Genomic DNA, 21,527 nt, shown 5'->3' with positions numbered 1-21,527 from the left:
CTGTTTTGCGAATAGCTGTCGTTGCTAAATGCAAAACGCCGGTGAATTTATTTTATGAGCTTTTTTGTTTGAATCACAGTATATCAGACTGCGCCTTACATTATCTGAACAAACTTTTTGCAAAGATGGTAAATAACAGTCAATATTGCATTTTTTCTTATATCACGACCACTATAAATGGATAAATACACAGACCTCATACATCAGACATTTGATTTTCCTACAGATGAGTTCCAGGTAGTAGATGATGAATTGCAGTTCAACGGTATTCCACTGATGGACCTCATCAAAGAATATGGCACTCCTCTTAAATTAACATACTTACCCAAAATCGGTTCCCAGATTCAGAAGGCAAAGCGCTTGTTCGCGGAGAACATAGAAAAGCTTGATTATAAGGGCACATATACCTATTGCTACTGTACAAAAGCTTCTCACTTTTCTTTTGTAATGGAGGAGGCTTTGAAAAACGGTGTCCATATCGAGACATCTTCCGGCTACGACATGCAGATTGTGCGTGCGCTGCACAGGAAGGGCAAGATAGACAAGAACACCTATATTATATGTAACGGTTTTAAGCGCGAGCGCTACCGCCAGTGGATCTCAGAACTGCTGAATGAAGGCTTCGTAAACTGCATGCCTATACTCGACCACCTGGGCGAAATTGAGTATTACAAGGAGAACGTGAACGTGAAGACGAAGGTAGGCATCCGACTGGCCTCTGACGAAGAGCCAAAGTTCGAGTTTTATACCTCCCGCCTCGGTGTGCGCTACGATGACGTAATCGACCTGTATGAGCAGCAGATTAAGCCTAACCCTAAGTTTGAGCTGAAAATGCTTCACTACTTTATTAACACAGGCATCAAGGATACCTCTTACTACTGGTCTGAGCTGAGCAGGTTTTTACGCAAATACTGCGAACTGAAGAAAGTTTGCCCGGAGCTGGACACAGTGGACATTGGTGGAGGCTTCCCTATCAAAACCTCTATTCAGGTAGATTACGACTATAACTACATGATACAGGAGATCCTGCGTACCATCAAGCGTATCTGTGCCGAAGAGGGGGTGCCGGAGCCAAACATCTTTACAGAGTTCGGAATTTTCACAGTAGGCGAAAGCGCCGCTAACATTTACTCTGTGCTTGATGCTAAACTTCAGAACGACAAGGAACTATGGTACATGATTGATGGTTCTTTTATCACGAACCTGCCGGATGCCTGGGCGCTTAACCAGCGCTGGCCTTTGCTGTCAGTTAACCATTGGGACAAAGAGTACCGTAGAATACAGTTAGGCGGCATGACCTGCGACAGCCAGGACTACTATAACTCGGAGATGCACTCTTTCCAGGTATTCCTGCCGAAGATTCCAAAGAACGAGCCGCTTTACATTGGTTTCTTCCATACAGGGGCTTACCAGGAGCAGTTAAGTGGTTACGGCGGCATTAAACACTGCCTGATTCCGTCGCCGCAGCACATTCTGGTGGACCGCGATGAGAACGGTGAGCTAAAGCACTGGCAGTTTGCTCCGGAACAAACACCTGAGTCTATGCTGAAGATACTAGGCTACGAAGTGGAAGCATAATATAGAAAACTGAATATTATAGGAAAATAGTTTGCCTTTTAAACTAATTGAATTATTTTTGATTTGAAATCCTCTGAAAAGTATACGATCATGAAGAAAGTTATTTTATTGGGCTCCCTGTGCTTAGCCTTGGGCGTGTCCTCTTGCAAGACTTATTGCCCGGCTTACAACTATGCAACTGTTGAAACACCGGCACAGGAAGAAGCACCGGCTACCACCCCTGCTAACGAAGCAACTGAGGTAGCCAAAGGCTAAACTGAACCTCATTCCTATCCATATAAAAAGCCGGCCCTACGCCGGCTTTTTTGTTTCCTGAAGTATTATTTGTGCGGCCTCCCAAAGGTCCCGCGCCTGCCATGGGTGTGTCTGCGCAAGGTGCTGCTCTCCTACCAGAACAGAGGCCACGCCCACTTTGGCGGCAGCCTGCAGGTCGCGCAGGGAATCTCCCACCATCCACGACGCTTCCGGATCTATGTTATATTTAGCAATAGCCTTTTCAAACATCAGGCTGTCCGGCTTACGCGACAGTGACTCAGAGTACGCTGGATGGTTTGGTGCATAGTATATAGCATCAATCAGTGTATTACATGACTCCTGCAGTTTCTGGTGGCAACCCAGTACATCTGCCCGCTGGTACAGACCTTTGGCAACGCCAGCCTGGTTTGTAATCACTATCAGCAGGTAGTTATTTTCTTTCAGCAGCGCCAGGGCTTCCGGTACGCGGGGCAACACCTCAAAATCCTCCAGCCTATAAGTATAGTCTCCCCGTTCGCGGTTGAGCACACCGTCGCGATCCAGGAAGACACATTTATTCTTTTGCATGAGTGAACAGGTAATGTTTGAGGCGCTAAATTAAAGATTTATTTACCAGCGGCCTACCCTAACACCAGGTGTTAGAAGTAAGCAGGCAAAATCAGACGTTATTTTTGAAATAGCTTTTCTTATGCTATAAGAGCATGTTTGTACATACCAAAAGGCATATCGCTAATTCCTAATAAGGCTATGAAACAATATTTTTAACGGTGGTAGAAGGAGTTTATAGTGACAGCACAGAGAGCAGACTTTTAAAAAATAAACATCAGGATGGATAGCATGCATACTTTTAAGAAAAGCAGACGTTCTACGTATAAATACACAGAAGAGGAACAGGCCTGAAGCAGCAGCAAGGCACTGTTGCTGTAGATGAAAACATCTCTTTCGGCACTGGCCGACTGTACATCAGGGACTTAAATTATCTTGGATGAGAGTAGCAATAATTGGAGCAGGCATATCGGGGTTAGCACTGGCATACTACCTACAGAAGCTGGGCATTCCGTATGATTTGTTTGAGGCTACCACACACGTGGGCGGCAACATTCGGACGGTAAAAGTGCATGAGTACCTGCTGGAGATGGGTCCTAACTCGCTGCAAAGCACGCCTGAGCTGAAGGATTTGGTGCGGGAACTGAAACTGGAGCGGGAAGTGATGCATGCCGCCCCCGAGCACGATCACCGCTATGTGCTGCGCGCCGGCAGTTACACAAGGTTGCCATCTTCCCCTTTTTCGCTTTTGTCCAGTGATTTTTTCTCCTGGAAATCAAAGTACCGCATCCTGAAAGAGAAAGACGTACCACCTGCCGACATAGATTATGAAACAGTAGCGCAATTCTTTGAGCGGCGCTTTGGCGGTAAGATGGCAGCGTATACTGTCAGCCCTTTTATGCCCGGAATTTATGCGGGAGATCCGGAGAAGCTGCTTATAAAGAAGGCGCTTCCCAGGCTTAAAGAACTGGAGATGCGGTATGGCTCCGTGCTGAAGGGGCTGGTGCAGCAGAAAAACAGCTATGTCCGGCAGAAGACGTTTTCGTTTGCCAAAGGCATGCGCACTTTGCCCAAGGCCATTGCCGGAAAGCTCATCTCGCTGCATACTGAGCACCGTGTGGAGATGATTACGCGCAGCCAGGGTAAGTATATCATTTCCTGCGCCTCCCCCGGCGACTACGATACCGAAGAGTACAACCTGCTGGTGCTCGCACTTCCCGCTTACCAGGCAGCAGAGCTCCTGCAGTACACCTTTCCCGGTCTTTCAGCAGCGATGCAGAATATCCACTACCCTCCACTGGCAGTGGTGCACACGGTGTACAACCGCAAAGACGTCACACACTCCCCCAAGGGTTTTGGAGCGTTGCACCCGCAGCTAGAGTCTGCTTTTGCCACAGGCTCTGTCTGGAGCAGTTCTGTTTTTGACGGGCGCTGCCGCCCCCATGAGGTGCTGTTTACAACCTTTGTAGGCGGAAGCCAGTCGCCGGAGAAGGCGCTGATGGAGCGGCCAAAGCTGCTGCAGGGAGTGCACGAAGAGCTATCGGCACTCCATGGTATCTCCGCTGACAAGCCCAACTTTCAGCACGCCTACCTCTGGAAGCATTCTATTCCGCAATACGACATGCATATAGAGGACGCCCATACGATGGCCAAAGACCTGGAGCAGGAAGGCCTTTTTATCGCTGCTAACTGGCAATCGGGGGTGTCTGTGGCAAATTGTATTCACTATGCAAAGGAGCTCGCTCACAAAATTAATTTAAAGCGCCCTCATGTCCTCAATAGCTGATTGCCTATATTTGAGGCATGAAAGACTCGTTGGTGATCATCCCAACTTATAATGAACGGGAGAATATTGAGGCAATGATCCGGAAGGTAATGCTGTTGGCGCACCCGTTCGACCTGTTGATTGTTGACGATGGCTCACCGGACGGCACAGCTGACATTGTCCGGGACATGCAATTTGTGTACCCCGGGCGCCTGCACCTCGAAACCCGCAAAGGGAAGTTAGGCCTGGGCACTGCCTACATCCACGGCTTTAAGTATGCCCTGCACCGGGGCTATGAGTATATTTTTGAGATGGACGCCGACTTCTCACACAACCCCGACGACCTGATACGCCTGTACCATGCCTGCGCCATCGACGGCTACGACGTAGCCATCGGCAGCCGCTACATACAGGGTGTAAACGTGGTGAACTGGCCTATGAGCCGCGTGCTGATGTCTTACTTTGCAAGCTCCTACGTGCGCATGGTCACCGGCATGCCGATTGCCGACACAACGGCCGGCTTCAAGTGCTACCGCCGCAAAGTGCTCGAAACTATACAACTGAACAATATCCGCTTTGTAGGCTATGCCTTTCAGATAGAGATGAAGTTCCTGACCTACAAGTACGGCTTCAAGATAAAGGAAGTGCCTATCATCTTTACAGACCGCACAAAAGGAGTATCTAAAATGTCGTCCGGTATCTTTAAGGAGGCCGTACTAGGGGTGCTGCAAATGAAAATAAACAGCTACTTCCGCCACTTCGACAGGTATTAGCTAACAACCAACGTCCTTCCTTTGCCCTGATTTCATTATGCCGATGAATGGCAGGCTATCACGTTTTCCTGCTGTGCTTTTGTTAGTTCGTCAGCAGTGCCTCCGGGATACCCTGCTTCATTATTGAGCAGTAGCAGGTTACGGACAGGCCTCTTTCCCGGCTCCTTTTCAGGTCAAATTATAATTCTTCCTCTTTCTTTAGAACTGTAGCCTTTTCCACTAAATTTACGGGTTACAATTACAACAGTACCTCTGATTTTTAGAAGTAACACCCGTTTACCTCGCTATTATGAACAATATCCTTTTCTGGATTTTATTTAACGCTTTCGTGCTCCTGCTGCTTGGGCTGGACCTGTTTGTGTTTCACCGCAAAGAGCATGAAGTAAAGATAAAAGAGGCACTGCTCTGGAGCCTTTTCTGGATTATGCTCTCCCTGGGCTTTAATGCAGTCATCTATTACTGGCAGGGCCCCGGCCCGGCCCTCGAGTTCCTGACAGGCTATCTGATAGAGAAATCCCTGAGTGTCGACAACCTCTTCGTGTTTATCATGATCTTCAGCTACTTTAAAGTACCGCTCAAGTTTCAGCACAAGATCCTTTTCTGGGGTATTATCGGGGCGCTGGTGCTACGGGGAATATTCATCCTGGTAGGTGTAGCACTTATTGCTAAGTTTCACTTTATCATCTACATCCTGGGAGCTTTCCTGATTTTTACAGGAGTAAAGATGCTTTTCTCGCACGGCGCTGAAGAGTTGCACCCGGAAGACAACCCCCTGGTGCGTTGGGTAAGCAAGCACATGCGCATTTCGAAAACACCTGATGGAGGAAAGTTCTTCACGAAGCAGAATGGCAAGCTTTACGCCACACCACTTTTCCTGGTGCTTATTATGGTGGAAAGCACGGATGTGGTGTTTGCCGCCGATTCTATTCCGGCTATTCTGGCTATCTCGAAAGACCCTTTTATTGTGTACACCTCTAACGTGTTTGCCTTGTTAGGGCTGCGGGCGCTGTACTTTGCCTTAGCAGGCATTATGCAGCTGTTCCACTACCTGCACTACGGCTTGTCGGCTATCTTAGTGTTTATAGGCGCCAAACTGTTGCTAAGCGACATTGTAGAAATAGATATGCGCTATGCTTTGCTGGTGGTAGGTGCTATACTGGCTATCTCAGTTATTGCCTCACTTATGTATCCTAAGCCGGAGGAGGAATTGCCAGAGCCTCCGATTAAAGAGTAGCAAATAGTAATTTAGCAATCATCATTAAAATTTGTTGAAAAAAAATCAACAAATTTTAATTTAACTTGTATACATAAGAAATATTTATTTACTTTGATTCAAAATAAGAAATATATGAACAGGCTTGTCGCGCAAATTCTCTCCAATCCGTTTAAGGTTCCCCATGCGGGGCTCCAATGGTAGTGCGTTGCACAAAGTTTTCGGACTAACACCACCTAGGAAGCCCCGCAAGTTGCAGGGCTTTTTTTATTCAAACCATTTATCAATTCATTACAAAACAAGCCTCAGAAAGTAAAATTCTTAACATGCCTAACCATGAAAGCAAGTAGAACCACCATCAGTTTAGCACCAGAAAGCAGCTTTCGGAACGCAGACGGTAAATTAGTGCTGATTGCTGGCCCATGCAGTGCCGAAAGCGAGGAACAGATGCTAAAGACAGCCCAGCAGTTAAAGAACATCCAGGGCATGTCAGTCTTCAGAGCGGGTATCTGGAAATCGCGCACGCGCCCTGATTCCTTTAAGGGGGTGGGCACGGTGGGGCTACAGTGGCTGGCTATGGTAAAGAAAGAGACAGGCCTGCAAACTGCCTGTGAAGTAGCCAACGCGCAGCACGCGGAAGAGGCCCTGAAGCATGGAGTTGATATATTGACCATCAGCGGCAGGGCTACTGTAAACCCGTTTGCCATAGAAGAAATAGCCGCTGTACTGAGAGGCACTAATACCCCTGTGCTGGTAAACAACCCGGTATACCCAAACTTGGAACTTTGGATTGGGGCGCTGGAGCGTCTGCAATACGCTGGCCTTACTGATTTTGGGGTGATTAACAGGGGCTTCTCCACAGATGAGCAGTCGCCGTACCGCAACCACCCGCGCTGGGACCACATGCTTAAGCTGAAGGAGCTATACCCACAACTTCCTGTGCTGTGTGATGCGGCCCATATTGCTGGTCGCCGCAGCCTGCTTTACCCGGTAAGCCAGAAGGCGGTGGATTTGGGAACAGATGGGTTACTCTTTGAATCGCATATGAACCCGGCGGCAGCGCTAAGCAGCCCGCAGCAGCAGCTGTTGCCGCAGGAACTTGATTTGCTCGTGAATGCCGTGGTCTCCAACGCCAAACTGGGAGGCACTACGGAACTGGTAGAACAACTCGACGAGCTGAGCCAGCAGATAGGCAGCCTCGACGACGCGCTGCTGGAACTGCTGTTGCGCCGGACTGAGGTTTCCAAGAAGATAAGCCAGCGCCGGATGGGCGACCTGCAGCCAAACCTGCAGATAACGCAGAAATGGCAGAAGCAAATAAACGATTGGCTGCAGCAGGCTGACCCGAATGCAGTGGACAAAGGCTTTGTGTTATCGGTGTTAAGCGCAATACAACAGCAAAACTCCCAAAGCGGTGGCCTTGGAGCATCGGCTGTGGCTTAAAAGCAAAAGCACCTTCCTCAAACATATAAGAGGAAGGTGCTTTTGCTTTTAAGGGAGTATTCTTTTACATCTGTTTTAAGCAGTTTCACTGCTTTTCCCGAATTTATCAGAAAATTATTCCCTCCAATTTTGATTTTGTAAATTTACATGCGTAAGTTTAGCACAGAAATTAAAACAAGACATGATTCAGCACATTACATTTTACTTTAGCTACTACTTTTTTGGTACTCCGCCGGGGCTCCAGAGATATGCTATTGCGTAAGTGCATCAAAGTATAGAACTCAGAGAGCCCCGCCTAAAGCGGGGCTTTTTCTTTATATGACACAGAAACTAAAAGTAGCGATTCAGGGAGGCCCGGCCTCTTTCCACGAGGTGGCAGCCCAGCAGTACTTTCCGCAGCATGAAGTAGCGAGTGTGCCTTGCCAGTCGTTCCGGCAGCTATGCGAGGTGCTGGAGCAGAGGAAAGCCGACCAGGCCGTGATGGCCGTGGAAAATACCCTGGCGGGCAGCATTCTCCCTAACTACAACCTGCTGCACCAGTTCAACCTGTTTGTGACCGGTGAGTTGTGGCTGCCGATTGAGCAGAACCTGATGGCGCTGCCGGGGCAGCAACTGCAGGACCTGATAAAAGTGGTGACACACCCGATGGCCCTGAACCAGTGCATGGAGTTTCTGACACAGCAGCCACAGCTGCAGTTGCAGGAAAGCCACGATACAGCTGATAGCGCAAAAGAGATAAGAGAAAAAGGCCTGGAAGGCGTAGCAGCCATTGCAAGCAAGCAGGCCGCCGCTCTATACGGCCTGGAGATGCTGGCAGAGAACATTGAAGACCGGCGCGATAACTTCACCCGTTTCCTGGTGGTGAACAGGGAGCAGCCACAGGAAAGAGAGACTTATATAAACAAAGCTACACTCCTCCTGCAGGTATCGCACGAAGGTTCTTTGGCAGATGTTTTCTCGCAGCTGCATACGCACGACATTCATGTAGCGCTGATACAGACGCTACCGGCTACTGCACGCAGCCACGCACATTATATGGTCATCGAACTGGAGGGAACATCGAGCGAAAATCTGAAGGAGACAATTGACACGCTGAAGCCATTAGTAGAATACCAGCGATTATTGGGGCTTTATCAGAAAACAAAGTATCCGGAGCATCCGAACCCTAAGAAAAAGGTAAACAGCTTACTACAGCATTAAAACCATGATTATACCGAAAGCAGACCGCCTCCAGCACGTGCAGGAGTACTACTTCGCCAGGAAACTGGCCGAAGTGCGGGCGCTTGCCGCCAAAGGAAAGCAGATTATCAACCTGGGCATCGGCAACCCCGACCAACTGCCTTCCGCAGCTACAGTGGCAGCACTCACTAATAGTGCAGCCGCACCACAAAGCCACGGTTACCAGTCCTACAACGGGATTGTTTCGTTGCGGGAGGCTATTGCCACCTGGTATGGGCAGGCCTACAGTGTAGCCCTCACAGAGGCCGAAGTGCTGCCGCTGATGGGTTCGAAAGAAGGTATCGCCCATATTTCCATGGCTTTCCTGAACCCCGGCGATAAAGTACTGGTGCCAAACCCCGGATATCCTGCCTATGCCGCTGCGGCCCGTCTGGCTGGTGCTGAGCCTGTTTCCTATACCCTGGATGAGGAAAATGGCTGGCTGCCACAAGAGGAGGAATTGCTGCAATTAATTAAAGCAGGCAATGTAAAGGTGATGTGGATAAATTACCCGCACATGCCTACCGGCACAGAAGCCACAGCAGAACTTTTTGAACGGCTAATAGCATTTGCCAAACAGCACCAGGTTTTGCTGATTAATGATAACCCATACAGCCTTGTGCTGCCAAACCAGTCGCCGCTCAGCCTGCTCAGTATGGAAGGCGCGAAGGAATGCTGCCTGGAACTCAACTCCCTGAGTAAGTCGCATAACATGGCGGGCTGGCGTGTAGGCATGGTGCTGGGCCACCCCGAATACCTCTCTACCATCCTGGCGGTGAAGAGCAACATGGACTCGGGCATGTTTTTACCGGTACAGCAGGCGGCCATAGAGGCGCTGCAAAATGACAATGAGTGGCACGCAGCCCGCAACGAAGAGTATGCCAAGCGTAAAGTACTCGTGCACCAGTTATTAGATACGCTGGAATGCCAGTATCAGAAGCACACGGTGGGCATGTTTGTGTGGGCGCGCGTGCCGGACCATATAGCCGATGTGGAGGCTTACCTCGACGAAATCCTATACGGACCAGGTGTTTTTATCACGCCAGGAAAAGTTTTCGGCACCCAGGGGGAACGATATCTGCGCGTATCGCTTTGTGTATCAGCGGGCCAATTAGAAGAAGCAATTAAAAGAATTAAACAACATACTATACTTACAGTTAGCCATGAGCTCAAATAATTCAAACCTAAACATTACTACCGATTCCAAAATATTAAAGAGTAGTACAATACCTACGCTCATCAGTGGCCCTTGCAGCGCCGAGAGTGAAGAACAGATGCTCCAGACAGCCCGCGGGTTGATAAACGACCACCGCGTGCATATTTTCAGAGCAGGTATCTGGAAGCCACGCACCCGTCCAGGTCTGTTCGAGGGTGTGGGTAGAGTTGGATTAGAGTGGCTGCGCACTGTAAAGCAGGAAACCGGCCTGCCAACGGCTGTAGAAGTAGCCAACGCGCAGCACGTGGAAGAGGCACTGGAGTATGGCGTAGACATCCTATGGGTGGGCGCACGCACCACGGTTAACCCATTCTCGGTGCAGGAAGTGGCAGATGCCCTACAGGGTGTTGACATTCCGGTACTGGTGAAAAACCCGGTGAACCCTGATATACAACTTTGGTTAGGTGCCCTGGAGCGTCTGAATCGTGCCGGGATCACGGACCTTGGCCTGATACACAGGGGCTTCTCTACACCAAACAACAAACCGTACCGCAACCACCCGAAATGGGAAACCATTCAGCAAATCCGCAGCCTGGCGCCGGGTATTCCTTTGTTCTGCGACCCAAGCCATATTGCAGGCCGCCGCGATTTATTAGAGACTGTGAGCCAGCAGGCGCTGCACCTGGGCGTTGATGGCTTGATGATTGAGTCGCACATTAACCCGGATGTGGCCCTGAGCGATGCATCGCAGCAGGTAACGCCGGAGGGGCTCACCAAATTACTGAATGCCTTAGACCTTGACCACGAGCATGTAGCAAGCCCGGAACAACTCCAGGACCTGCGCAGCCTGATCGACCGTTTAGACCATGACCTTATTAACCTGTTGTTCCTTCGCTCTGACGTGTCTAAAAGAATTGGAGAGTACAAACGCGCAAACGCACTGGATATTTTTCAGGCAGGCCGCTGGAAGGAGCTTGTGGAGGACAGAGTAAGACTGGCAAACGAGGTAGGTGTGGACGAAGGTTTTATCAGAGCTATCTTAGATGCTATCCATCAACACTCTATTGGTGTGCAGAACGAAGTGATAAATGCTGCTGCTACTTCGCCTAAAAAAGAGGCGATAAAGTAAAAAGCCAAGCTCTGAAAAGCAGATAATGTCTCTTTTTGTTGTGGCAGGCAGGGCACGTTTTTTACCTTTGCGCTGTTGCATAGCAGCATCAACAAAGAAAAGTTTATCTCATGAAAACTCCTATTTCCCGCCTCCGGACTGTGGGCATTTACGAAGGTATTTCTTACCTGCTCCTTTTAGGCATCGGTATGCCGCTAAAACACATGTTTGGCATACCTGAAGTCGTGAAGTATGTAGGTTGGGCGCATGGTGTGCTGTTTATACTTTACATGGTGGCCTTGCTACAGGTAACGCTGGTGCACCGCTGGTCTATCATGAAAGTGGCAGCTGGTGTCATCGCTTCTTTGCTGCCGTTTGGCCCGTTTATACTGGACAAGAAACTGCTGCATACGGAAGAAGAAAAGGCGCTGCTCCAGAAGAAAGTAGCCTAAGGGTATCATTATTTATATAAAAAAGCCTGCCAGCATTCATTTGCTGGCAGGCTTTTTTATGATGGTTCCTGAAGCAGATGGCTTGCTCCTCCTACTCCCCCTGCACCTCCAGCCCGGCTTTACGGGCAGTAGCCTGTGCTATAATGCTGGCTGCTAAAAGCTGCAGCGCATGGTATATCATGATCGGAAGCAGGATGATTCCGACCATGTTGGCATTCGGGAAAAGCACCTTCGACATAACCGTACCATGCACAAGTGATTTCTTGGAGCCGCAAAAGATAGCTGTAATCCTGTCCTCGCGGTTAAAGCCCAGGAGGCGGCTGATGCCGTTCGTGATGCCGTACACCAGGAAGAACAGGCCTATCATGGCTGTGCTAAGTAAAAGCAGGTCTGTTAAGCTATAGCCACTGAACATTCTGCGGGCAAAGGACTCGCAAAAGGAGGTGTATACGATAAGCAAAATAATGATCTGGTCGAAAACACGGAGCTTCTTTTTGTTACGCTCCGCAAAGCTGCCCCAGTAGCGGTGCAGCACAATACCCAGCACCACCGGCAGCAGCACCTGCAGAATCAACTTCCCCATCACACTCCAGATATCAAAGCCCTCCGTGCTGGCGGTCAGGAAGAGGCCCATCCAGAGGGGCGTGATAAAAATACCCAGCAGACTGGAGATGCTGGCGTTGAAAATGGCTGCCGGAATATTTCCTCCTGCTATCGACACCATCACCACGGAAGAGGAAACCGTGGATGGCAGGGCTGCCAGGTAAAATGTGCCCAGCCAAAGCATTTCTTTGTCACCGCCCTCAAAGAAAGTATGCAGCGGCAAAATCAGCAGCGGAAACAACACAAAAGTGCTGAGCTGCACCACCACATGCAGCCGCCAGCTACTCAGGCCGGCTTTCAGCTTCTCCGGGCTCAAGCGCAATCCATAGAATAGGAAAATCACCGACACGCCATAGTTTGCCACGTCGCCTAAGGACAATGGCTCACGGTCTATCCCCCCCTGCGGAAACAGGTATGCCAGCACAATCATGCCAACCAGGGCCAGCAGAAACCAATCCAGACCCGCGCGGGCAGCCAGAGCGCCAACCCTCGGAATAAGGCCTACAGCATCTTCTGCTACCTTTTGCTCTTTTTTCATACAGCAAGTATAAAACTAAATCCTTTGCCACGCTAAATGAATAACGGCCCCGCAGTTTTAATGCGGGGCCGTTAGGTATAGGTTGCCAGTTAAGCTTAGAAATCCAGCAGGTCTATTGTTTCCAGTTCATACTGTGTGGTGTCTTCCTCCACAACAGACGTATCCTGGGCTGTTACAATCAAATCGCGGGCGCGGCCATAGAGGCGCACGTTCGGGTACAGGTTTTCATACTCTTCCTGCGTAATGAGGCCACGGCGGCGCATGTGTCCGCCAATCAGCCTGTAATAGCCGTGCTTATGGCTTCGGAGGTTGCCGTAGCTGTCGAAGGAGGCGCGGAACCGTTTCGGGCTTGGAATAATGCTTGTCAGGAAGATGGCTTCTGCCACGTTCAGTTCTGACGGTTGCTTTCCGAAGTAGAACCTAGACGCATCCTTGGCTCCGTACACATCCGGCCCCCACTCAATGATGTTGAGGTATACTTCGAACATGCGGTGCTTCGAGACAAGGTCCTGATTTTCGATCAACCATACAATAATAGCCTCCTCTACCTTTCTGGCCACCGTCTTTTTACGCGACAGGAATACATTCTTCACCAGCTGCATGGAGATGGTGCTGCCTCCGCGGGCAAACTCCCCTTCCTCCAGGTTTTCTGCAATCGCTTGCCTGAACGCTTCTTCATGAAAGCCGTTGTGGCTGTAAAACCCGGCATCTTCAGCAGAAAGAATGGCATTGCGCAAGTGCGGTGATATCTGGTTGATGGGGCTATAAAAGGGGTTGGAAGGACCTACCGGAAAGGTGCGAACCGGTTTGCCGTATTCGTACACCGTGTGCATGAACGTACCGTTTATCTTCTCAATGTTGGTGTTACCCCATTCTAATATTTTAAAGTCTTCTGAGGCATCCAGATCAGAATCAAAGGCTACCTGCTTCAGGCTATCCATGTTCACGTGGAACTTCATGTCATACTGCAGCTGGCCCTGTGCCTTTATACCCTCCAGGTTCTCAAACAAACCCGTCGGCAGAGACTGGAAGAAATCATTGGCAGGAATCTGCTCTGTCTTCACCATTAGGTCAATAACCTTGGAGTCTTCATTCTGATAGGAGGCATAAATGTTAGCCTTAGCCTTGTTTACACGCACTTCTGTCAGGCTGTCTATCACGTACAGGTTCGGCCCCAGTGTAACCACATAGTCCACTGCGCTTTCTTCCACATGTATATCATCTTCGCCTGCCAGCTTTTCGTGGTTCAGGATCAAGTCATTCACCATGGCACTTCCACGCATCGTCAGCCTCTCGTTTCTGAACTCTTTGCTATCGAGGCTAAAATGTGCCGTATCGAAGGCCACCTCCGCATCGAACTTATTTTTTACATAAGGCAGCCGAATTCCTCTGTTGTCAAAGCCATACAAACTACCTGCAATCCGATAAGCGCGAGGGTCGATGGTGCCGTGCACGCGCATATTGTTTACCAGTGAATCCGTGCGGACAGACACCTGGGAGTCTATTTCACCGTCGTCCATGCGCAGATACGGCATCTTTACGTCGATGGTGCGGTTCGTAGAAACGTACGATGCATTCAGATTTCTGAAATCCACCTGGTCCGGCACATTCTCGAAAGCCGTTTCAATCACGCGGTTCAGCAATTCGCCATAGTTGCGGCCCTCCCCAGTTGTATCCACAGGCTCTTGCGTTTCTTCTTTCTTGAACAGAAAGCCAAAGTTGGTTTTGTCTCCGCTTTTAACAGCTGTCAGATAACTGTTAGCCACCTCCAGGCGCTTAAATACAACCCGTCCGGCGAAAATAGAGCGGAAGGAGACAGTGGCATTTACGCTATCAGTTGTAAAGAGCGTATCGAGGCCATGCGGCACAAAAGAAATATCTGTCAGCACCACAGAGGTCCAATCTGTAAACTCAGCACTGCCTATATTGAAATCAGCAGGGTATTTATTTTCCACCCTTGTAACAACGCGGTCGATGGTATAGTCTAACACTCTACCTCTAAAGACAAAAAGAAGTACGATGAGTAGCAGGAAGAAGGCAATGATACCTCCAAACACAGCTATAAGTCTGTTTCTTAATCGATGGTCCAAAATGTTCTGATGCGAATTAAAATTATGTTTTGTATCTACAATGCATGCTGCCCTAATGAACACATACAGCGCTACAATAATACAACAACCTCCTCTATTACGGGTGTATGTAGCTTAAGATATATGTTATAAGCCCTTTATACAAGCATAGTGCCAAAGCTGCACAATTACTATTTATTTAACTAGATAGCTAACAATCTCTTAGCGCATCTAATTCCTTAAAAAAGTATCTTAAGCGTTAAATCAGCTGGCAGGCCTTTGGCTTCCTGTGGCAAAGCTATGTATCTTTGAACAAAGAATTATCTACAGTATGAACCTGACATCACTTACTGCTATTTCGCCGGTGGATGGCCGCTATCGCCGCCATACTACTGAACTTGCCGCTTATTTCTCAGAATTTGGGCTTATCCGCTACCGGGTGCTGGTAGAGGTGGAGTATTTTGTTGCGCTTTGTGAGCTGCCCCTGCCGCAGCTGCAGCAGGTAGACAGCAGCCTCTTTCCAAAGCTGCGCGCTATTTATGAGAACTTCTCAGAGGAAGACGCCCTCACTATAAAAGAAACGGAAAAGGTAACGAACCACGACGTAAAGGCTGTAGAGTACTTCATTAAAGATAAATTTGATGCCCTGGGTCTGAGCGACTATAAAGAGTTCATCCACTTTGGTTTGACTTCGCAGGACGTAAACAACACCGCTATTCCACTCTCTTTGCGTGAAGCCAATGAGCAGGTGCTGCAACCGGCATACCAGAACCTGCAGCAGACGCTGGCATCGCTGGCACAGGCCTGGAAGGACATCCCGATGCTGGCGCATACGCACGGCCAGCCTGCTTCCCCTACCCGCCTGGGCAAAGAGTTTATGGTATTTGCCGAGCGCCTGGAGGTGCAGCTAAACCAACTGCGCCAGGTGCCCTTTTCAGCTAAGTTTGGGGGTGCCACAGGTAACTTCAACGCCCATTACGTGGCTTACCCGGGCATTAACTGGCCTGAGTTCGGTAACCGCTTTGTGCAGGAGGCCCTTGGTCTGCACCGCAGCCAGTATACCACCCAAATTGAGCATTACGATAACCTGGCCGCTTATTTTGATGGCCTGAAACGCCTGAATACTATTCTGACAGACTTTTCCCGCGATATATGGCAGTACATCTCCATGGGTTACTTCAAGCAGAAAATCAAAGCAGGTGAAGTAGGCTCATCGGCGATGCCACATAAAGTAAACCCGATTGATTTTGAAAATGCTGAAGGGAACCTGGGCATTGCCAATGCTGTGCTGGAGCACCTGTCCGCTAAATTGCCTATCTCCCGCCTGCAGCGCGACCTGACAGACTCTACCGTTCTCCGCAATGTGGGGGTGCCATTGGCGCATATCATCGTTGCCCTTAAATCATTGGAGCGTGGTATCGGAAAGCTAGAACTGAACGAGGCCGCTTTAAACAGGCACCTGGAGGATAACTGGGCTGTTGTGGCAGAGGGAATTCAGACAGTGCTTCGCCGTGAAGGCTATCCGCAGCCGTACGAGGCTTTGAAAGAACTGACCCGAAAAAATGAGAAGATAACAGAACAGCGCATCCATGATTTCATCGAAACACTGCAGGTAACTGATGAGATTAAAGTAGAACTGAAGCAGATATCGCCCTTCAACTATACAGGTGTAGCACTGCTGTAGACTTGAATTTATTTATACAGGAAGCCTCTGTGGAATACCCACAGAGGCTTCCTCGTTTTCAGGCTTATAACTCACAAGCTTCCTGAGCTATAATTTAATGCACCTCTGCTACGTTATAAAAGTATTGTCATATATCTGGAATGCCTGACCAGAGGTATCTTTCATTCTTCTGCCTTTCTGAAAGACATACCTTTTATACACAAATGCTTAAAATTACGTATATAAATATAAATGTAATTAGTATGATATTACATTTATACAGGAAACATTAAAAATGGCTATCACTGAAAAGCTGGAAGTAGAAAGACTGAGGGCGCTGAAAGCATTTAACATACTTGACACCCCCGCCGAAAAAGAATTTGATGACATCACTGCGCTTGCCGCACATATTTGCGATACTCCCATTTCACTTATAACACTGGTTACGGAAGAAAGACAGTGGTTTAAGTCCAAAGTAGGTACAGAGGTGTGTGAACTGCCCCGTTCTGTCTCGTTTTGCCAGCACACAATCCTTCAAAACAATATTCTGGAGATTGAGGATACCCTGGAAGATGAACGCTTCCGGCAAAATATACTTGTGACCAGCCCTCCCTACATCAGGTTTTATGCTGGCGCACAACTTTTAACCGATAATGGCTATAACCTCGGCAGCCTCTGCGTACTTGATACTGTTCCGAGGCAGCTCACGGAGGTGCAGCGGAATGCCTTAAATACACTGGCGCGACAGGTAGTTGCGAATTTTGAGCTACGCCTGAAACAAGAGCAACTGGAAAAAGAGAAGCTACAGCTAAAGGTGGCAAACGAAAAGCTTGAACAGTTTGTGCGCATGGTATCACATGATCTGAAGGAGCCTATCATGAACATCAGCACCATTATAGAATGGCTGCAGGATGATTTAGCTGCGAAGGACTTCGCCAACATGGCCAGTAACCTGCTGCTGATAAAAGACAGCGCCGCTGCCATGGAAGAACTGGTCATAGGGCTCCTGCAGTATTCCATGACACAAGTAAAAGACTTGCCTAAAGAGGAAGTTGATGTATACGGCATGGTACAGGGCCTGATAGCGGAGCATTCCGGAGGCCGTGAAATGAAGACGCATGTTTCACCTGACTTACCGGTTCTTACTACCGAGAAAGTGCTGTTACAGCAGGTTTTTGCCAATCTTATCTCCAACGCCTTTAAATACCACCACACAGGCAAAGGAAACCTATGGGTTAGCATAGACGAAGAGTCAGAGAAATATTACACTTTCTGTGTGAAGGATGATGGCCCGGGTATTCCGCTGCAACACCAGGAAAAAGTTTTTGCTATGTTTGAGCGCCTGCTCCGGGATGCCAGCAAAAAGCATGGATCTGGTATTGGCCTCGCCACTGTAAAGAAAATAGTGGAAGACAAAGGCGGTAAGGTCTGGATAGAATCAGATGCTGGCCAGGGCACCACCTTTTACTTTACATGGCCAAAGTAAAGCTCACAGCATCAGTTTTGACTCGGGCTCTACAATCAGTCACTATTTACTTAGTGACTGATATTCCAGAACAGTCTCTAAAGTGGCTGCTGCCTTACCTCAAACGTAAATGCTTTGCTACCTGTCAGGCCACTCTTCGTCATTCCCTGCACTACAATCATATACTTCCCAGCCTCGTCTGAGGTAAAAAAGCTAAGTGCTGTCTTACCATCTGCTTTGGTCACTACATCAGGTGACCAGTGAAGCAGGTTCCGGAAATCAGGCAGGCGGTTTTGCCTTTGCTGTTCGTTGTCGTATGAAGGGGCGTAGAATTCCCGCTGTAGTTGCAGGCCTTCGTACTCCATCAACAGCGAGCGCGGGTCCAGTTGAAAGCCTGCCAAATCGCCTTGGTAAGTAGTATAGCTGACAAGGCCGGTGTATACATGTGGCCCGTGGAAGTACTTACTGGTAAACACCTCTAACTTCCGGACCTTTCGGGGGTCGAACGCCATAATTTTGTCAATGTCAAAAACAGGAACACCATCCAGCAGCACCAGCGGGTTTGTATGGAAAAGGGAGGAATTCGGGGAGTCTAATACATTGAAGTGAAAACTGCCCCTTCGCAGGCGCACCTGCACACCCGGCACATACTCGCGCATCACCTCCTCCATTACCTTAAAGCGAACATAATCATCCAGCAGGTAAGTGGCATCTGCTTTGCCATAAAAGGCTGTGCTATCAATGCCCGGCGCCCGGTATATATTCAGGTGTTTTTCGTGATAGGAATAGGGCACCTGCACCCCGATATGCCGCTGTGTCAGCTCCTGCTGCAGGTGCTCTGCTATATCTAAACCCGGCCGTGGTTTGGCAGCATACTTATCTGAAAAGGGGCTAAAGACCTCAAAATGATAGGTGCTGTCTTTCAGAAAGTTGGATTGTACCACAATTTCCTTTGGCCCGTAAAAGTCCTTCGCTTGAAACTGCACCAAACCATCTTTATTACTAGTGGCGCTGTAGAGGCGCACATGCTTGCCGGGGGCAGTTAAGTAGGTGGTAATATTGGGGGCAATAGCACCCGTTTCAGCGTCTGTAATCTTGCCCCTGATAAAATGGCCATCATACTCCGGCAGGAATTTATAGTTGGTGTTTTGCTCCGGCAGCACATCCTCCCAACGGAAGCGACTCCAGCCGTGTGTGAGCATCAGGTTATCTATGGCTTCATCAACTTCCGGGCCTGACGTTGTAAAGTAGTACCCCGGCTGTTCCACCGTTCCCTTCAAGTCAGAAGTTAGCCACAGATAGGAATAGATATCGGTGGCACTCTCTCCCTGTAAAGAATCCAGTTTGTAAACAGACACCGACAGGTTAGCAGGTACTGCCTGCCCTTCCTGTGCCTGCGTCAGGAGGTTGGCAGTTACCTTTTCTCTTGTTGTGTATAGGTCTTTGTCTGTTTTAGCATCCACCTGCAGCTTTTGTGTCGGGCGCTTAAAGTATAAGCGTTCACAAACCGGCTGCTTTTGGCTGTTGAAAACGGTGAAATGATTAACACCCTCTGCCAGTTTACTTTTATCCACCACAAAAGTAGCGATACCTTGCTGCAGTCTTGCACTTTCAGCCACCCCTATTATTTGCCGGGCATGCCCCAGCAGGTGTACCGCCTCTGGTTGCTGACCGGTGGCTGCAACAGTTAGCTGTAGCTGGTCTGCATTATACTCCTCCAGGTGCAGGCTGTACCCCTGTTCGTACACCTGGGGCAGTCTCTGCCGGAGCACTTTCCTGTTTGGGAGTTCTATAAGGGCCGTATACGTGGCAGCGGCAACCGGTATAAAAGTAAACTGCCCGATGCCGAACTTGTGGGAGCGAAACTGCGCCACCTCCACACCATTGTCGTCAACTACTTTTCCGGTGAAATCTATGCCCTTGCCTGTCTTTCTGTTCACTCCCTGGAAAGCTACTTTGCCGGATATACCCTGCACCAGGCTTCCACCTTCCGGGAAGAATTGTATGGCGTAAGTGGCCGAATCCTGCACAGGAGGCAGGCCAAGGCTGGTAAAAGAGTTGACGACCGTGACAGGCGTTTCAAAATAAAAATCGGGCTCGAAGTTCTTCATCCAGCTGGTGTAGGCACGCACTTTATAGTTGCCAGAGGTCAGCGAGACAGGCAGCGTAAAAGAACCATTGCCTGTGCCGTCCTTCAAAGCAATTTTGCCCTGCAGCACCGGTTTCAGGCTCTCATCCAGCACCTCTACATAAGCTACCTTACTCAGGTCGAGCGGCTTGTGCAAGGTCCCGTCTGTGTTGTAGACCTTAAACCACATGGTTTCCCCGCAAGCGTAGAATGGCCTGTCGAGGTGCAGGTACAACTTCTCCTGCAGAGCCTTGCTGCGGTAGGCGTCAAAGCCCTGTACAATACTTTTTAATGTCTCGGTCTGGGCAAGCGTAGGGCCTGTTGCAGCCAGTACAAGCACAGCACTTAGCAAAAGGTATAAGCCTCTCCTGGCAGCAGTATGTGCTGTACTGTGTAGCGCTTTCATGTGGTTTGTTCTCATGTATCGGTGTTGATTTACTCCCAAAAATCAGGTTTCACGTTGGTGCCACGTGTCCGGCAGTCAACACACCTTTTTGTAGCTCCCATATAGCCGATGGGAGCAATCCCTCCTTGGGGAGGATAAATCTCGGTGACAGGCATGTAATTTCCGCCTTTAAAACGAACTGCTAAATCGGCTAAAGTCTCCCCTTCTGCTGGCAGCAGCGAGTCCATCTGACAGGTAGGATAAAAATACCGCCACTCCTTCGGCAGTTCGTCCCGGCTTACAAAAATCCGCTTCTCCTGCACTGATGAGGCCCCGACATAACCAATCACCGGCTCATCAGGGTTTGCCAGGCTATGCACATTTCCCGTCAGTTGGGCAGGCAGCGGGTCGAACAGCGTCCCAATGCCCTCGGTGTTTTTCCGGAGCGCCTCCCAGTACTGGTATGCCTCCTGCGTGAGCGCATACTGCTTTACCAGGATGCTGTACTTTATGCGCAGCTCCTCCGAGAGAGCACGCAGCGTCAGGATTGGGTATTCATGGATAACATCTTGACTGAGCTTGGCAGAGGTGCCCAGTTTAATGTCTTTTGAGCTGTCTGATCTCCAACAGTTATAAATATTTTCATCGCCACGGCCACGCGCAACAATTGTCCCGGTGGCTTCATCGTACTTAATGTTTGAATATAAAGCCGCCGTATAGGCCCAGGTATCTTCGTACTCCCAGCGATAGTACTGCGTATTATTCTGCGGATCACGGCTGCTGACATAAATCTGCAGACTGTTGTCCAGCGCCTCCCAGCTAACCTTTTCAATGGGCGGCGTTTGCTTTACGTCAACAAAATCAGAGACATACTCCCTGCCGGTAGACAACCTGATGTAGAGCCTGTACTTTTTGGTATGGTCCAGGTTAAGGCTGTTGCTGACATACATAGCAGGATCAGTCTCATACAGCGGATACTGTGCCCCCTGCTCCTCTTCCAGCAGTAGTGTAGCGCCCATCTCTGCCATAGGCATACTCTCTTCTGAGATGTTCTGCGTGCGCGACAGCTTTACAGTTGTAATACCGTTTCCGTTTATTAAACCATCCACCACCAGGTAGTGATTCGGCCCCTCAATTACCTCCGGTGCATAGGGCTCCACACAACCAAC

General features: G+C 49.2%; 17 protein-coding genes. 12 read left to right on the top strand and 5 right to left on the bottom strand.

All coding sequences use genetic code 11. The features are described from left to right. Positions 1 to 177: 177 nt before the first annotated feature. Both DXT99_RS06820 and DXT99_RS26975 read left to right on the top strand, forming a co-directional pair. Entirely contained in the window at positions 178 to 1,578 is a 1,401-nt protein-coding gene (locus DXT99_RS06820; RefSeq protein ID WP_115564793.1) for a type III PLP-dependent enzyme domain-containing protein, read from the top strand. A gap of 90 nt (positions 1,579 to 1,668) precedes the next feature. Then, positions 1,669 to 1,833, top strand: coding sequence for a hypothetical protein (locus DXT99_RS26975; RefSeq protein WP_181885053.1), 165 nt, complete (start codon positions 1,669 to 1,671; stop codon positions 1,831 to 1,833). A 36-nt stretch (positions 1,834 to 1,869) separates the two neighbouring features. On the opposite strand, the gene DXT99_RS06815 is transcribed toward DXT99_RS26975, so the two are convergent. Then, entirely contained in the window at positions 1,870 to 2,400 is a 531-nt protein-coding gene (locus DXT99_RS06815; protein ID WP_115564792.1) for a D-glycero-alpha-D-manno-heptose-1,7-bisphosphate 7-phosphatase, read from the bottom strand. Positions 2,401 to 2,818: 418 nt separating this feature from the next. Between DXT99_RS06815 and hemG the strand changes: the two genes are divergently transcribed. The 8 genes from hemG to DXT99_RS06775 all read left to right on the top strand — a co-directional run bounded on the left by hemG (position 2,819) and on the right by DXT99_RS06775 (position 11,507). Continuing rightward, on the top strand, positions 2,819 to 4,165 hold the full coding sequence (hemG, locus tag DXT99_RS06810; protein WP_115564791.1) for a protoporphyrinogen oxidase: 1,347 nt from the start codon (positions 2,819 to 2,821) through the stop codon (positions 4,163 to 4,165). Positions 4,166 to 4,182: 17 nt separating this feature from the next. Further along, a complete protein-coding gene (locus DXT99_RS06805; protein WP_115564790.1) occupies positions 4,183 to 4,917 on the top strand; it encodes a polyprenol monophosphomannose synthase in 735 nt (244 codons plus the stop codon). 289 nt (positions 4,918 to 5,206) lie between these two features. Then, on the top strand, positions 5,207 to 6,151 hold the full coding sequence (locus DXT99_RS06800) for a TerC family protein (RefSeq protein WP_115564789.1): 945 nt from the start codon (positions 5,207 to 5,209) through the stop codon (positions 6,149 to 6,151). A 315-nt stretch (positions 6,152 to 6,466) separates the two neighbouring features. Then, positions 6,467 to 7,573, top strand: coding sequence for a 3-deoxy-7-phosphoheptulonate synthase (locus DXT99_RS06795; protein WP_246000507.1), 1,107 nt, complete (start codon positions 6,467 to 6,469; stop codon positions 7,571 to 7,573). Positions 7,574 to 7,891: 318 nt separating this feature from the next. Further along, complete coding sequence (locus DXT99_RS06790) at positions 7,892 to 8,773, top strand: prephenate dehydratase (protein ID WP_115564788.1); 882 nt, start codon at positions 7,892 to 7,894, stop codon at positions 8,771 to 8,773. 4 nt (positions 8,774 to 8,777) lie between these two features. Further along, complete coding sequence (locus DXT99_RS06785) at positions 8,778 to 9,968, top strand: pyridoxal phosphate-dependent aminotransferase (protein ID WP_115564787.1); 1,191 nt, start codon at positions 8,778 to 8,780, stop codon at positions 9,966 to 9,968. Further along, positions 9,955 to 11,076 carry a chorismate mutase gene (locus DXT99_RS06780; protein WP_115564786.1) on the top strand — a complete coding sequence of 374 codons (1,122 nt, stop codon included), beginning with the start codon at positions 9,955 to 9,957 and terminating at the stop codon, positions 11,074 to 11,076. The genes DXT99_RS06785 and DXT99_RS06780 overlap by 14 nt, the downstream gene beginning before the upstream one ends. A 110-nt stretch (positions 11,077 to 11,186) precedes the next feature. Next, on the top strand, positions 11,187 to 11,507 hold the full coding sequence (locus DXT99_RS06775) for a DUF3817 domain-containing protein (RefSeq protein ID WP_115564785.1): 321 nt from the start codon (positions 11,187 to 11,189) through the stop codon (positions 11,505 to 11,507). A gap of 91 nt (positions 11,508 to 11,598) precedes the next feature. Here DXT99_RS06775 and DXT99_RS06770 read toward each other — a convergent pair whose 3' ends face one another. Both DXT99_RS06770 and DXT99_RS06765 read right to left on the bottom strand, forming a co-directional pair. Beyond that, positions 11,599 to 12,648, bottom strand: coding sequence for a bile acid:sodium symporter family protein (locus tag DXT99_RS06770; RefSeq protein ID WP_181885052.1), 1,050 nt, complete (start codon positions 12,646 to 12,648; stop codon positions 11,599 to 11,601). 95 nt (positions 12,649 to 12,743) lie between these two features. Then, positions 12,744 to 14,738 carry a biosynthetic peptidoglycan transglycosylase gene (locus DXT99_RS06765; protein ID WP_115565015.1) on the bottom strand — a complete coding sequence of 665 codons (1,995 nt, stop codon included), beginning with the start codon at positions 14,736 to 14,738 and terminating at the stop codon, positions 12,744 to 12,746. Between the two features lie 310 nt (positions 14,739 to 15,048). On the opposite strand from DXT99_RS06765, the gene purB reads away from it, so the two are divergent. Together purB and DXT99_RS06755 are read left to right on the top strand one after the other, a co-directional pair. Further along, positions 15,049 to 16,401: an adenylosuccinate lyase gene (gene purB / locus DXT99_RS06760; RefSeq protein WP_115564784.1), complete on the top strand. Its 1,353-nt coding sequence runs from the start codon at positions 15,049 to 15,051 to the stop codon at positions 16,399 to 16,401. A 274-nt stretch (positions 16,402 to 16,675) separates the two neighbouring features. Next, positions 16,676 to 17,866: a sensor histidine kinase gene (locus DXT99_RS06755; RefSeq protein ID WP_115564783.1), complete on the top strand. Its 1,191-nt coding sequence runs from the start codon at positions 16,676 to 16,678 to the stop codon at positions 17,864 to 17,866. Positions 17,867 to 17,943: 77 nt separating this feature from the next. Here DXT99_RS06755 and DXT99_RS06750 read toward each other — a convergent pair whose 3' ends face one another. Both DXT99_RS06750 and DXT99_RS06745 read right to left on the bottom strand, forming a co-directional pair. Next, positions 17,944 to 20,394: a hypothetical protein gene (locus DXT99_RS06750; RefSeq protein WP_115564782.1), complete on the bottom strand. Its 2,451-nt coding sequence runs from the start codon at positions 20,392 to 20,394 to the stop codon at positions 17,944 to 17,946. A 14-nt stretch (positions 20,395 to 20,408) separates the two neighbouring features. Further along, positions 20,409 to 21,518, bottom strand: a complete 1,110-nt coding sequence (locus DXT99_RS06745) for a DUF4249 domain-containing protein (RefSeq protein ID WP_181885051.1) — start codon at positions 21,516 to 21,518, stop codon at positions 20,409 to 20,411. Positions 21,519 to 21,527: the final 9 nt, after the last annotated feature.

The organism is Pontibacter diazotrophicus (assembly GCF_003367245.1).
Lineage (GTDB): Bacteria > Bacteroidota > Bacteroidia > Cytophagales > Hymenobacteraceae > Pontibacter > Pontibacter diazotrophicus.
This window is presented reverse-complemented; position numbering and strand designations above follow the sequence as displayed.